Genomic DNA, 13,828 nt, shown 5'->3' with positions numbered 1-13,828 from the left:
GACCCGGCTCCGGGTCTAGAACACCGGCGTGCCGTTCCGCGTGAGCTTCCAGTCCACCGACGCGAACTCCTTCGGGTCCAGCACGCCCTTCGCGGTCACCCACTCCGCGATCCGGGTGCGGATCTCCGTCGACTCCGACCACAGCTCCTGAGCCGACGCGACATGCGGGAACGCGCCGCCGCCGTTGGCCCGGTAGTTGTTCACCGCGAACACGAACTTCTGCGCGCCGTCCAGCGCGGCACCGTTGTAGGACAGGTTCTTGATCCGCGAACCGGCCGCCTGGGCGATGTCGATCTCGTACGACAGCCCCGACACGTAGTCGTAGTTGTAGTCCGGGCGGTTGTTCGCGTTCGTCAGCTTCTCCACGTCGACGGCCGCGTCGGCGGCGGTCTGCACGAAGTACTCCGCCGAGTACTCCAGGTACGCCTTGATCTGCGCGCCCGTCATCAGCTTCGCGACCAGCGTGTTGTCGTACACGTACAGGCTCGACAGATCCCGGATGGTCACGTCGCCGGCCGGGATCTCCGAGGTGCGGGAGAAGGGCGAAGCCTGCGAGATGACGGGCAGCGAGGCGTACTCCGTGCCCGCCAGCGCCGCCTTGGCCACGTCCTCCTGGACCTTGGTGATCAGGTCGATGATCGGGGCGTCCTTGTAGCGGGCCTCGACCGTCGTCAGCTTCTCGGTCGCCGTGCCCACGACCTGGTTGACGTACTCCACGACGATGTCGTGATCGTCCTTCAGCAGCTTGGTGATCTTCGGGTCGTCGGCGACCGTCTTCGAGTCGCGCACCGTCGCCTTCACCGACTCGACCGTCCAGCGGCCCTTGACGAGGACCAGCTCGAAGTCGAACAGGGTCAGCCGCTGCGCGTAGCACAACGGCTCCGACAGCACGACCGTCTTGCCCGTCTTCTCGTTCGTGACCAGCAGCTCCGCGATCTCCGTGTGCGCGTGCCCGACGAGGATCGCGTCGATGCCCGGCACCTGCTGGGCCACCAACGCCGACGAGTTCTCGATGTACGGCAGCTGGTCACCGTACGACGACGTCCCCGACGAACCCGAGTGCGCCGACACGATCACGACGTCCGCACCCATCGAACGCAGCTTCGGCACCCACTTCGCCGCCTGCTCCTCCAGACCCGGGAACACCATCTTGCCCTCGACGTACGCCTTGTCCCAGATCGCGATGCCGGGGTTCGTCAGACCGAGGACCGCGACCTTCACGTCAGGAGCGCCCGGCACGCAGAACTTCTTGATGAAGTACGGCGGGAAGGCGGGCTTCAGCGTCTTCGCGTCCAGCGCGTTTGCACCCAGCAGCGGAAAGTCGCACTGCTCCTCGAACTTGCGCAGCGTCTCGATGCCGTAGTTGAACTCGTGGTTGCCGAGGGCCACCGCGTCGTACCCGATCGCGTTCATCGCCGCCGCCATCGGATGGATCGGACCACCCTTCGCGGTGATCGGGTCGACCTTCGCGTAGTAGTACGTCAGCGGAGTGCCCTGGATCGTGTCGCCCGCGTCGATGAGCAGCGTGTTGCGGCGGCCCTTCTCCGCACGGACCTGGTTCACCAGCGTCGAGACACGCGCCAGGCCCTTCGCGTTGCCCTTGGCGTCCGCGTACTCCGTGTCCTTGAAGTAGTCCCAGTTGAAGATGTTGCCGTGCAGGTCGGTCGTGCCCATCACCGTCAGCGCGTACCGCTTCGCGGGCCGGGAGCCCTTCGCCGTCTCCGCGGCCTGGGCCGCCGGGGCGGCCGCCGTGGTGGCCAGCGCCACCCCCGCTCCGGTCACGGCGGACTTCTTCAGGAACTTCCGGCGGTCCAACGGCATGAGTGCTTCTCCTGAGGGGGATGGTCAACAACGCGCGTAGATTCTGACCTGCGCATGGCGAGAAGCAACAGACCCCGCAGGTTTCGATCTGGTGACCGAAGCTGTGAACTCCCGGGCCCCTAACGCGCCAAGGGGTGACAGAGTGGGACGTATGACCAGCTCCGCAACGGACGACCCACAGCCCGCCGTCCCCTACGGCACCCCCGACGCCCCCCGCATCGCCGTCCGCGGCGAGGCCCACCTGGAGGTCGACCCGGAGATCGCCCGGATCGGCGTCACGGTCGCCTCCCGCGGCAAGGACCGACGCGCCGCCCTGGACGACCTCACCCGCCGCAACACCTCCGTCCTCGACCTCATCAAGACCTACGGCGACGCCGTCGAGCGACTGGAGACCGGCGCCTTCTCCATCAGCCCCGAACTCAAGGACAAGAGCCGCGGCGAACGCGTCCACGCCTACCACGGCCGCGTCCACATCACCGCCGTACTGACCGACTTCACGGCACTCGGCGAACTCACCACGCGACTGGCCGACTTGGAACTCACCCGCGTGGACGGCCCCTGGTGGGCCCTGCGCCCCGACTCGCCGGCCCACCGGGAGGCGAGGCAACAGGCGGTACGAGAAGCGGTACAACGCGCGCGGGAGTACGCGGGGGCGCTCGGGAGCTCCCTGGCCGCGCTGGTGGAACTCGCCGACATCGGCGCGGAGAACGCCCCCTACCCGCAGGCCCCCGGCGGTCGCATGCGCTCCATGGCCTACGCCGCCGCCGAGGACACCGCGGCAGCCCCGCTCGACCTCGAACCCGAACGGCAGCACGTCCACGCCCAAGTGAACGCGCGATTCACGATGACGCCGCCGCAACTGTGACCACGTTCACCTGTGACCACCCCGGCGGGGTGTCTCGAACGCTCATCGGAGCACCCCGCCGCACAATTCAACCCTTGTCAATAGCCCTTCACGCAAAGGTTGTTGAGTAGTCACGCTGGACCAATTCTCTACCCGCCGGTAAGTCATAGAGTCGAAACATGCGCCGAGCGAAAATCGTCTGCACCCTGGGACCCGCCACCGACTCGTACGACCAGATAAAGGCACTGGTCGACGCCGGAATGGACGTCGCCCGATTCAACCTCAGCCACGGCGACCACGCCGATCACGAGGAGCGCTACCAGCGCGTGCGGAAGGCCTCCGACGAGACCGGCCGCAGCGTCGGCGTCCTCGCCGACCTTCAAGGCCCGAAGATCCGCCTCGGCCACTTCACCGAAGGACCCGTACTCCTTGAACGCGGCGACACCTTCACCATCACCGTGGAACAGGGCACGGACGGCGACCGCCACCAGTGCGGAACCACCTACTCCGGCCTCGCCGACGACGTCACCCCCGGCGAACGCATCCTCGTCGACGACGGCAAGGTCTGCCTGGAGGTCACCTCCATCGACGGCCCACGCGTCCACACCACCGTCATCGAAGGCGGCATGGTCTCCGACCACAAGGGCCTGAACCTCCCCGGCGTCGCCGTGTCGGTGCCGGCGTTGTCGGAGAAGGACGAGACCGACCTGCGCTGGGCCCTGCGCACCGGCTTCGACGTCATCGCGCTGTCTTTCGTCCGCTCCGGACGCGACATCGAGGACGTCCACCGCATCATGGACGAGGAAGGCCGCCGCCTCCCGGTCATCGCCAAGGTGGAGAAGCCACAGGCCGTCGACGCCATCGACGACATCGTCGCCGCCTTCGACGGCATCATGGTCGCCCGCGGCGACCTGGGCGTGGAGATGCCGCTGGAACAGGTCCCCATCGTCCAGAAACGCGCCGTCAAGCTCGCCAAGCGCAACGCCAAGCCGGTGATCGTGGCGACGCAGATGCTCGACTCGATGATCGACAACTCACGCCCGACGCGCGCGGAGGCATCGGACGTCGCGAACGCCGTCATCGACGGCACGGACGCCGTGATGCTGTCCGGCGAGACGAGCGTCGGCAAGTACCCGATCGAGACGGTCCGGACGATGGCGAAGATCGTCGAGGCCGCCGAGGAGGACATCCTCGCGAAGGGCCTCCCGCCCCTGACGGAACGCAACAAGCCCCGCACCCAGGCCGGCGCGGTGGCCCGTGCGGCCGCCGAGATCGGCGACTTCCTGGGCGCCAAGTTCCTGGTCGCCTTCACCCAGTCCGGCGACACCGCCCGCCGCCTGTCCCGCTACCGCTCGCCGATCCCGCTGCTGGCGTTCACGCCGGAACCGGCGACGCGTTCGCAGCTGAATCTGACGTGGGGAGTGGAGACGTTTCTGGGCCCGCACGTGGAGTCGACGGATGCGATGGTCGACCAGGTGGATGAGCTGTTGCTGAAGTACGGCCGCTGCAAGAAGGGTGACACGGTGGTCATCACGGCGGGATCGCCTCCTGGGGTGTCGGGCTCGACGAACATGGTGCGGGTGCATCACATCGGGGAGGACGACAGTCCGAAGTAGCAGGCGAGGGCCCCTCTTGAGGAGGGGCCCTTTGCTGTGTGGGTCAGTGCTTGGGGCCTACGTGGGTGTCCATGAGGGCTACGGAGGCTTTGCGGGCGACGGAGATGTTGTACGGGTTGCCGTTCCGGGTGCAGTGCTTCCATTCGATGCCGAGCTTGTCGAGGGTGTCGGTGTAGAGGCGGCGGATGTCGTCGGACACGTTGGTGAAGAAGTAGCGCGGGTATTCGTAGCGCTTGCGCTCACCGCCGACCATGCGAGTCGTCCAGTTGGTGATGCGGCAGCCGTCGGAGTGGATGAGGCCGCGGATGAATTCCCAGGGGTGGGCATCGACGATGGCTTGCTGCCAGGGTTCGAGGACGATCGATCGTTCGTGCTTCTTGCCGGGGCCATGCTGGGGGAACAGGCAGTGGAGGTGCTTCGAGTACACCTTCACGTTGCGGCAGCCGATCTTGCGGACGCGGCAGACGGAGTTCTCGGGGAAAACCGCCCGCATGGCCTGCTCGCAGTCGTCCATAAGGCCGGGCCATGATTCGGTGCAGGTGATCATTAGGTTGGGTACGCGGTGCGCGGAGTAGTGACTGATGTGGCCGTCCCCGAGATAGAGCCCGAGCAGGTAGCTGTACGCCGCTTCGTCGAGGTCCCGGCCATCGCACCGTGGGCACTTCGGGTCGTGTTTCCCTGGACACTCGCCGCGTTTCGCCCGGTCCGTGTGCTTCCAGTAACCGATCGTGCCGAGCGGGATATTGAACTGGCGAGCCACGTCAGCGTTCCGTGCTCCGTCGCGCAAGAGTGTGAGCACCCTCTGTCGAACCTCAGTACCGTGAAAATTCATACGGATACTCTGAGTGAGTGATCGCGACGATGCGTAGCAAAAAGCGGATGTTCACGAGAACGTGGACATCCGCTTCCTGATCAAGCAGTGCCGGGTGCGGGACTCGAACCCGCAAGCCCTCTCGGGCAGATGTGTTTGAGACATCCGTGTATGCCATTCCACCAACCCGGCAGGACTGGCTGATCGGAAGCATACCGGGTCACCGTAGTTCCCCGCCTCTGGGTAGGCTGCATAGGCAGCAGCACCTGCCCGGCCCGCAACAAGGAGCCCCCGTGACCGCCCCCGAGTCGCCCCAGCCCGTAGACGCGCCCGACGACGACAAGTCGCACGTGCCTCCGCTGACGACCCGTGTCGTCATTGCCGAGGACGAGGCGTTGATCCGGCTCGATCTCAAAGAGATGCTCGAAGAAGAGGGGTACACCGTCGTCGGTGAGGCCGGTGATGGTGAGCAGGCCGTTGAGCTGGCCCGTGAGCACCGGCCCGACCTTGTCATCCTCGACGTCAAGATGCCGAAGTTGGACGGTATTTCGGCGGCTGAGAAGATCGCCGAGGAGAGCATCGCCCCGGTGCTGATGTTGACGGCGTTCTCGCAGCGCGACCTCGTGGAGCGGGCCCGGGACGCCGGTGCGATGGCGTACCTGGTGAAGCCGTTCAGCAAGAGTGACGTCGTGCCGGCGATCGAGATGGCCGTGTCGCGGTTCACGGAGCTGAAGGAGTTGGAGAAGGAGGTCGCGGACCTCACTCTGCGTCTGGAGACGCGGAAGCTGGTGGACCGGGCGAAGTCCGTCCTGCAGACCGAGTACGGGCTGACCGAGCCTGCCGCGTTCCGTTGGATCCAGAAGACGTCCATGGATCGTCGGATGTCCATGCAGCAGGTTGCCGAGGCCGTCATTCAGGATGCCGAGGAGAAGAAGTCCGCCAAGGGCTGACTCCGGGCCCGTGAAGGGCTGACGTCGAGCGTATGAGCGAGGCCCGCGCCCCCAGTCGGGGACGCGGGCCTCGTCGTATGCACCGTAGGGGCGGTCAGTCCTCGCCCAGGTACGCCTTCCGCACGGACTCGTCGTGCAGGAGGTCCTGTCCGCTGCCGGAGAGGACGATCTTGCCGACCTCCATGACGTGGCCGTGGTCGGCCAGGGAGAGCGCGGCCTGGGCGTTCTGCTCGATGAGCAGGATGGTGGTGCCCTGGGACTTGAGCTCCTGGATGGTGGACATGATCTTCTGCATCATGATCGGGGAGAGGCCCATGCTGGGCTCGTCGAGCATGAGCAGTTTCGGCCGGGACATCAGCGCCCTGCCCATGGCGAGCATCTGCTGCTCACCGCCGGAGAGGGTGCCCGCGGCTTGCTTGCGGCGTTCTCCGAGGATGGGGAAGAGGTCGTAGGCGCGCTGGATGTCCTTCTCGATGCCTTCCTTGTCGTTGCGGAGGAAGGCGCCGAGGCGGAGGTTGTCCTCGATCGTCATGCGGGGGAAGATGTGCCGCCCCTCGGGGGAGTGGGCGAGTCCCAGTGAGACGACCTTGTGGGCGGGGATCTTCTTCAGCGATTTGCCGTCGAACCGGATGTCGCCGGACAGTGGCTGGAGGAGGCCCGACAGGGTGCGCAGGGTCGTGGTCTTGCCGGCGCCGTTGGTGCCGATGAGGGTGACGACTTCGCCCGCGTTCACCTTGAACGAGATGCCCTTGACGGCTTCGATCTTGCCGTAGGCGACCCTGAGGTCCTCGACCTCGAGCAGTGCGGTCACTTGTCGTCTCCTTCCGTGCTGCTCTGCGCGTCGGCCTCCGCAGCCTCGACTTCGGCGGCTTCGGCCTCGCCCGGGGCGCCCTCGAAGGGCGTGCCCAGGTAGGCGGCGATGACGCGTTCGTCGGCCTGGACGACCTCGGCGGGGCCCTCGACGATCTTCTCGCCCTGGACCAGCACGGCGACCCGGTCGCAGAGGTTCATGATGAACCGGATGTCGTGTTCGATGACGAGGACGGCGATGCCCTTGTCCCGGATGGCGAAGATGAGTTCCTCGGCCGCCCGGGTCTCCTGCGGGTTCATGCCTGCGGTGGGCTCGTCGAGGAGGAGCAGACCGGGCTCGCTCGCGAGCGCCCGGGCGATTTCCAGCTTGCGCTGTTCGCCGTAGGGCAGGTTGCGGGCGAGGTGGTCGGCCTTGGCGGCGAGGCCGGTGAACTCGAGGAGTTCCATGGCTCGGGCGCGGGACTCCTCTTCGGCCTTCTTGAAGCCGGGGAGGCGCAGGAGGGCGGACCAGAGGCCTTCCTTGGTGCGGGTGTGCCGTCCGACCAGTACGTTTTCCAGAACGGTCATGTTGGCGAAGAGCCGGATGTTCTGGAATGTACGGGCGATGCCGGCCTGGGTGACCAGGTGGGGCTTGGGCGGCAGGACGGTGCCCTTGTAGGCGACCTTGCCCTCGGTCGGCACGTACAGGCCGGTGAGGCAGTTGAAGAAGGTCGTCTTGCCGGCGCCGTTGGGGCCGATGAGGCCGACGATCTCGCCGGTGTTCACGGTGAGGTCGACGTCGCGGACGGCGGTCAGGCCGCCGAAGCGCATCGTGACACCGCTCGCGTCGAGCACCGTCGTGGCGGTGGGTGCGGTCGTGGTGGTGGTCATGGCGGTCACGCCCCTGCCTTCGCGACGCCGGTCGCGCCTTCGGGCAATGGCTTGTCCTCCGGTACGTCGAGCTGTCCGGTCTCGTGGAATTCGAGCTGCTTCCTGCGGTCGGCGACCAGGCCTTCGGGGCGGAAGCGCATCAGCAGCATCAGCGCGATGCCGAAGAGCAGCAGCTGGTACTCCGCCATGAACTGGAGCTTGGCCGGGATCAGGTAGAGCAGTGCGGCGCCGATCAGCGGGCCGCTGATGGTGCCCATGCCGCCGAGGATGACGGCGGCGAGCAGGAAGGCCGAGTTCGGCGGCACGGAGCCGGCGAACTGGTACTGCTCGGGGGTGACGCTGTAGGAGACGTGTGCCTGGACGGTGCCCGCGAGACCGGCGAGGGCGGCGCCGAGGGCGAATGCGAGGAGCTTGAGGCGGAAGCCGTTGATGCCCATCGCGGTGGCGGCGGTCTCGTCCTCGCGGATGGCGACCCAGGCGCGGCCGATGCGGGACTCCGCCGAGCGGCGGAAGACCAGGACGACGATGGCCGTGCACAGCAGCATCAGCAGGTAGTAGTTGCCGGAGCGGGTGAGCTCGGTGCCCAGGACGTCGTGCGGCAGCCCGAGGTTGAACCCGAAGATCTCCAGGTCCGGGATGTTGGGGATGCCGTTGGAGCCGTTGGTGACGTCCGGTCCGCTGTTGCCGTTGAGGTTGTTCATGGTGATGCGGAAGATCTCACCGAAGCCGAGCGTCACGATGGCGAGGTAGTCGCCGCGCAGTCGCAGGGTCGGGGCTCCGATCACCACGCCGAAGATCAGCGAGGCGGCGGCGCCGGTGAGGACGGCCGCCCAGAACGGGAATTCGACGCCGATGCTCGACTGCGGGGAGCCGGAGACCAGGGCGGCGGCGTAGGCGCCGACGCCGAGGAAGGCGACGTATCCGAGGTCGAGGAGGCCGGCGAGGCCGACGACGACGTTGAGGCCCAGGGCGACCGTGGCGAAGATGAGGATGTTCGCGCCGATGAGGGCGAACTGGTCGTTGGTCTGGGTGAACGGGAAGCAGATCGCCGCGACGAACGCGGCTGCCATGGTCACGTTGCGGTGCTTGGCGGTGAGTGCCGAGAGCCGCTTGAGGAGGCCTGCGCGGGTGATGGCGGTGAAGCCGAAGGCCGTGATGATGAGGAATCCGATGAACAGCTCGGAGTACTCGGTGCCGATGCCGTACGCGAAGACGTACAGGCCGAGGCCGAAGCCAGCGGCGATGATCAGGATCTCCGCCCAGGAGGGCAGGTCCTTGGCGCGGCTGGGCTCGGGTGCGGTGAGTGAGTGGCGTACTCGGCCCCAGAGGTTCGGGGTCGGGTCTCCCGCGTCGTAGGGCTGGTCGACCGGGAGGCCGAGGGCGCCGATCACGGCGACGAGCGCGCCGATGCCGGAGACCCAGGCGCCGGGCTCCAGGTTGACGAGGCCGCCGAGCTCCTGGCTGATCGCGCCCATGGCGTAGCCCGTGGTGCCGAACACGCCGAGGGCGGCGAGCAGGACGGGGCTGTTCTTGCCGCCGGGGGTGAGCCAGCCGAGGCCGCGGATGCCGTAGCCGGAGAGGGCGAACAGCAGGGTCAGCACGGAGCCGACGAGGGTGAGGACCTGGAGGCCGCCGGGGTAGCCGGTGACGGTGAGGTTGCCTGGGAACTCATCGGTCCAGGTCCAGGCGAGGAAGGTGCCTATGAGGGCGATGGCGGAGCCGGCGACGGTCAGCGCGCGTGCCGCGGCGTGCGGCAGCGGGATGATCGGGGTGGCCGGGGCCGTGGACACCTTGGTGGTGTCGGTGCTCTTGTCCATGGGGGTCTCGGAGGTCATGGGTATCACGCCCGATCCGCGACGCGTTCGCCGAGCAGGCCCTGTGGCCTGAACAGGAGGACGAGGATGAGCAGTGCGAACGCCCATACGTCCTTCCAGGCGCCGCCGCCGAAGAGTTCCATGCCGGGGATGTCGCCGATGTAGCCGGTGGCCAGGGACTCGGCCACGCCGAGGACGACGCCGCCGAGCATGGCGCCGTAGATGTTGCCGATGCCGCCGAGGACGGCTGCGGTGAAGGCCTTGAGGCCCATCAGGAAGCCCATGCGGAAGCCGACCTGGCCGTTCTTGAGGCCGTAGGCGACGGCGGCGATGGCGGCGAACGCGGCACCGATGGCGAACGCCATGACGATGATGCGGTCGGTGTTGATGCCCATCAGCTTGGCGGTGTCGGGGTCCTGGGCGGTGGCCTGCATGCCGCGGCCGGAGCGCGTCTTGGTGACGAAGAGGCCGAGGGCGAGCATGCACAGCGGGGCGGCGATCAGGACGAAGAGGTCACCGCGCTGGATGTTGGCGCCGAGGACGTCGATGGGGCCGCCTTCGAACTGCGGGAAGGGCTGGTCCTTCTTCGCGTCGGGGTACCACATCCACACGGCCTGCTGGAGGACGATGGACAGGCCGATGGCGGTGATGAGGGGGGCCAGCCGTGGCGCTGTGCGCAGTGGCCGGTAGGCGAAGCGTTCCGCCGCGGTGGCGACGGCGACCGAGACGAGGATGCCGCCGATGATCATGAGCGGGACGGCGGCTGCGAGGCCGAAGCCTTCGGGGAGAACCAACCAGACGGTCAGGGCGCCGAAGCCCCCGACCATGAATATCTCGCCGTGGGCGAAGTTGATGAGCTGGACGATGCCGTAGACCATCGTGTAGCCGATCGCGATGAGTCCGTACATCGCGCCGAGGATGAGTCCATTGGCCAGCTGTTGCGGCAGTTCGTTCACCGCAGGGCCTCCGTGGAGTGGTTCGGATATGGCGCCGCGCGGGAGCGCTGGTGGGCGTTCCCGCGCGGCCTGGATCAATGTGTGATGGGGGAGGGTTCTTTACTCGTCCTCTGCTCAGCCAAGCTTGGGTTCGCCGCTGAACTCCGGCGCCCAGGCGTTGCTCTTGACCTTGTACGCGGTCATGGTGTGGTTGGTGGTGTCACCGAACTCGTCGAAGGAGATGGCGCCGGTGACGCCGTCGAACTTGACCTTCGCCATGGCGTCCAGGACCGCCTTGCGGCCGTCGGACGGGACCTTGCCGTCGTTGCCCTCGACCGCCAGCTTGACGGCCTCGATGATGGCCCAGGTGGCGTCGTAGGTGAGGCCGCCGTAGGCCTCGTAGGCGTCCTCGTAGCCCGCGGCCTCGTAGTTCTTGATGAACGTCTTGGCGGAGTCGAGCTTCTCGACGGGCTCGCCCACGGAGGTGGCGAGGTCGCCCTCGGCCTTCTTGTTCAGCTTCGGGAACTCGCCGGAGTAGATGCCGTCGCCGCCCATGAGCGGGATGTTCTGGCCGCTGTCCTTGAGCTGCTGGCTCAGCGGGGCCGCGGCCGGGTACTCGCCGCCGTAGTACAGCGCCTCGGCGCCGGTCTTCTTGATCTTGGCGACCACGGCGTTGAAGTCACGGTCGTCGGGGTTGATGTGGTCGCTGCCGACGATCTGGCCGCCGAACTTGGTGAAGTTCGTCTTGAAGGAGGCGGCGAGGCCTGCACCGTAGGTCTTCTGGTCGTCGATCAGGTAGACCTTCTTGATCTTCGCCTGGTTGTACAGGTAGTCGGCGGCGAAGGCACCCTGGATCTCGTCCGTGGTGGCGGTGCGGAAGAACGTCTTGAACTGGCGGACCGAGTCGCCGGTCTTCCAGCCGTCGCCCTGGGTGAGCTCGGTGCCGGTGTTGGCCGGGGAGATCTGGGTCAGGCCGGCGTCGTTGAACGGCTTCTGCATCTGCTGCGAGACGCTGGAGTTCAGCGGGCCGACGACGCCGAGGACGTCCTTGTTGCTGATGAACTTCTGGGCGTTCTGCTGGCCGACGGAGGGCTGAGCCTGGTCGTCGAGAGACTCGATCTTGAACTCGACGCCCTTGACGAACTCTTCCTTGTTGGCCGTCTTGGCGGCGAGGTCGGCGGAGTTCTTCATGCCGAGGCCGAGTGCGGACAGGTCGCCGGTCAGCGGGGCGTCGAGGCCGATCACCACAGTGGTCTTGTCGCCGTTGCTGCTGTTGCCGCCCTCGTCACGCGACCCACAAGCCGTGAGTGTCAGCGATCCCGCCGCGAGCACGGCGGTTATTGCGATGATCGAACGTTGACGCACGAATCAGGTCCTTTCCCTGGCACGGCGGCTCCCCGTGGAACGCGCCGAGTCGAGCGCTGGGCCGAAGTGGCTTCGAATCCGGTGGCTCGGTGACTGGCGGTGACTCTAAGCGCGTGTGGGGAACATGGAGGAGGCTCTGACCAAGGCTGTGACGCTCTTGTTATGACACGGGGTAACACAGAGCGGTACTCCGTGGGGGGAAGAGTGGATTTCCAGCCGATTCGCCCTGTCCGCATAGTGAGAACTCGCAGCGTTCGCGCGTAGCGTCTTCACGAGTGTTCACATGTTTTGGTGATTACCGGGGTCGTTGCTGAAGGCTACCTGACGGGCTCCGTGGGCTTGTGGGAAGGTGGCTCCCTACGGGAGATCCATGGGCCTGTATTGCAGCCGTATTACGCAGAGTTACAGCTGGGAAAGTTTTCAGGTGTTCTCCGGCGCTTTTCGTGTATGGGGCACGAAAAACGGAATCGGTATTGCCTCGCTCAGCCCCATGGTCCTCCGGTCGGCTCGCCGTTTCGGTACCGCTCCTCGCACAGCTCGCGCGCCCGGCGGTCGATCAGCCGGTCGGCCGCGGTCGCGTCCGCGTGCCCGCGCTCGGCCCGGGCGGCGTCCACGACCTGGCGGAGGATCTCGTACTGGCCGTCGGACAGGCCCATCGACTGGTAGTCGCCGTACGTGTCACCGGTCATCGCCCGGCGCGACCAGTATCCGATGAGCCGCGTGCACAGCTGCGCGGGCGAAGTCGCCGACGGGGAGGGCGAGTTGGCGCTCGCCCGGGTCTCGCTCGCATCGTCCCCAGCGCCCGACTGGCCGCCGCATCCGGCCGTCAGGGCGGCGGTCAGCAGCGCCGGTCCGAGCAGTGCCCCCTTCAGGCGCGCTCCTCCCGTGGTCATGGCACGACGGTATGCCGCCGGGTGCTCGGGTTCAACGGCAGGGAAATGTATGGGGGTTGACCGCGCGGTGCCGGATGCCCGGGAGCAACGGCGCTATGGGCATCCGGCGGAGGGTCGACCGGCGTGGAGCTGTCGACTGCCGTGGAGCTACGGCAGTTTCGCGAAGGGCGACAGGAAGGCGCGGGCGCTCGGGGTGTCCAGGCGGTACACGACGTTCGTCGCGTAGCAGGGGCCGTCGCCGGTGATGGTGGTGGCCGCGAGGACGTTCCTGCCGCCGATCACCGCGAAGTTGGGGCCACCGGAGTCGCCGTAGCAGGCGCCGCCGTTGCCCTGCGGTGCGGTCATCCCCAGGCGGACCCAGGTCCCGTTGAGGGCGTTGTAGGTGACGGGCGCCTTCATGCGGACGCCGCCGCCGGGGTGGGTGTGACCGCCGGGGCCGCGCTGCGCCTCCTGGGTGCCGTATCCGGCGACGGTCCAGTCGGTCGAGTTCAGCGCCTGCGGGCCGAGCGCGCCGAGCTGGTTCGCGGTGGGCAGGGTGGCCGGGGTGAAGGTCCAGCGGGCCTTGACCGACGCGCCCGGCAGTTCGATCACCGAGATGTCGTGGGTGTCGGACGCGGGGCCCGGGTAGTCGGGGTGACTGTGTGCGACGCCCTGGACGGCGACGGCGTTCGCCTGGGCGGCCGGGTCGCCGGGGTACTTCTTCGCGGCGGCGTCGAGGCCGGCCTGCACGTCCTGGTCGAGGGACACGTAGAACTTCACGTTGTCGGGCCAGTCGGTGGTGCAGTGCGCGGCGGTCAGGAAGGTGTCCGCGTCGATCATGGTGCCGGAGCAGACCCAGTCGACCCGGTCGGGGGTCGCGGGGTCTGCGTCGTTGTCCCAGGTGGCGACCAGTGCGCCTACTTCGGTGCGCTCGGGGGCGGGCGTCGCGTTGTACGAGTTGATCGCCGAGGACGGCAGTGCGGTGGCGAGCACGGCCGCACAGGACGCCGCGGTGACGGCGGTGGCGCGTATGGCTGACAAAAGAACGGCCCTTCTGCAGGTGAGCGTGGGTGTTCTCCTGTGGGGGGGGGGTGGGGCAAGTGAAGCGCCCGGAGGGCGG

12 protein-coding genes and 1 tRNA gene are annotated in these 13,828 nt (G+C 67.3%); 3 read left to right on the top strand and 10 right to left on the bottom strand.

Annotated features, from left to right (window positions below):
- Positions 1-15 precede the first annotated feature (15 nt).
- Positions 16-1,821, bottom strand: a complete 1,806-nt coding sequence (locus ABD932_RS08315) for a bifunctional metallophosphatase/5'-nucleotidase (RefSeq protein ID WP_345010169.1) — start codon at positions 1,819-1,821, stop codon at positions 16-18.
- Positions 1,822-1,972: 151 nt separating this feature from the next.
- Between ABD932_RS08315 and ABD932_RS08310 the strand changes: the two genes are divergently transcribed.
- Both ABD932_RS08310 and pyk read left to right on the top strand, forming a co-directional pair.
- On the top strand, positions 1,973-2,686 hold the full coding sequence (locus tag ABD932_RS08310) for an SIMPL domain-containing protein (protein ID WP_345010167.1): 714 nt from the start codon (positions 1,973-1,975) through the stop codon (positions 2,684-2,686).
- 158 nt (positions 2,687-2,844) lie between these two features.
- Positions 2,845-4,281: a pyruvate kinase gene (gene pyk / locus ABD932_RS08305; RefSeq protein ID WP_345010165.1), complete on the top strand. Its 1,437-nt coding sequence runs from the start codon at positions 2,845-2,847 to the stop codon at positions 4,279-4,281.
- A gap of 43 nt (positions 4,282-4,324) precedes the next feature.
- Here pyk and ABD932_RS08300 read toward each other — a convergent pair whose 3' ends face one another.
- Positions 4,325-5,113 carry a helix-turn-helix domain-containing protein gene (locus ABD932_RS08300; RefSeq protein ID WP_345010163.1) on the bottom strand — a complete coding sequence of 263 codons (789 nt, stop codon included), beginning with the start codon at positions 5,111-5,113 and terminating at the stop codon, positions 4,325-4,327.
- A gap of 88 nt (positions 5,114-5,201) precedes the next feature.
- Positions 5,202-5,284, bottom strand: a tRNA-Leu gene (locus ABD932_RS08295).
- 101 nt (positions 5,285-5,385) lie between these two features.
- On the opposite strand from ABD932_RS08295, the gene ABD932_RS08290 reads away from it, so the two are divergent.
- Positions 5,386-6,042, top strand: a complete 657-nt coding sequence (locus ABD932_RS08290) for an ANTAR domain-containing response regulator (protein ID WP_345010161.1) — start codon at positions 5,386-5,388, stop codon at positions 6,040-6,042.
- Between the two features lie 94 nt (positions 6,043-6,136).
- Here the strand turns inward: ABD932_RS08290 and ABD932_RS08285 are convergent, their stop codons facing one another.
- From ABD932_RS08285 to ABD932_RS08255, 7 genes are all read right to left on the bottom strand, one after another.
- The gene (locus ABD932_RS08285) at positions 6,137-6,853 is read right to left on the bottom strand and encodes an ABC transporter ATP-binding protein (RefSeq protein ID WP_345010159.1); all 717 of its coding nucleotides are present in this window, start codon (positions 6,851-6,853) and stop codon (positions 6,137-6,139) included.
- Entirely contained in the window at positions 6,850-7,722 is an 873-nt protein-coding gene (locus ABD932_RS08280) for an ABC transporter ATP-binding protein (protein WP_345010157.1), read from the bottom strand. Before ABD932_RS08280 ends, ABD932_RS08285 begins: the two co-directional genes overlap by 4 nt.
- A gap of 5 nt (positions 7,723-7,727) precedes the next feature.
- Positions 7,728-9,539 (bottom strand): branched-chain amino acid ABC transporter permease, encoded by a 1,812-nt coding sequence (locus tag ABD932_RS08275; RefSeq protein WP_345010492.1) that lies wholly within the window; start codon positions 9,537-9,539, stop codon positions 7,728-7,730.
- 23 nt (positions 9,540-9,562) lie between these two features.
- Positions 9,563-10,492 (bottom strand): branched-chain amino acid ABC transporter permease, encoded by a 930-nt coding sequence (locus ABD932_RS08270; protein WP_345010155.1) that lies wholly within the window; start codon positions 10,490-10,492, stop codon positions 9,563-9,565.
- Positions 10,493-10,606: 114 nt separating this feature from the next.
- Complete coding sequence (locus ABD932_RS08265; protein ID WP_425587421.1) at positions 10,607-11,836, bottom strand: branched-chain amino acid ABC transporter substrate-binding protein; 1,230 nt, start codon at positions 11,834-11,836, stop codon at positions 10,607-10,609.
- Positions 11,837-12,318: 482 nt separating this feature from the next.
- Positions 12,319-12,729, bottom strand: coding sequence for a hypothetical protein (locus ABD932_RS08260; protein WP_345010153.1), 411 nt, complete (start codon positions 12,727-12,729; stop codon positions 12,319-12,321).
- Positions 12,730-12,876: 147 nt separating this feature from the next.
- Positions 12,877-13,749 (bottom strand): trypsin-like serine protease, encoded by an 873-nt coding sequence (locus ABD932_RS08255; protein WP_345010151.1) that lies wholly within the window; start codon positions 13,747-13,749, stop codon positions 12,877-12,879.
- Positions 13,750-13,828: the final 79 nt, after the last annotated feature.

Source organism: Streptomyces shaanxiensis (assembly GCF_039537145.1).
Classification (GTDB): domain Bacteria; phylum Actinomycetota; class Actinomycetes; order Streptomycetales; family Streptomycetaceae; genus Streptomyces; species Streptomyces shaanxiensis.
Note: the sequence above shows the minus strand (reverse complement) of the source record. Positions and strands in the feature narration are given on the sequence as shown.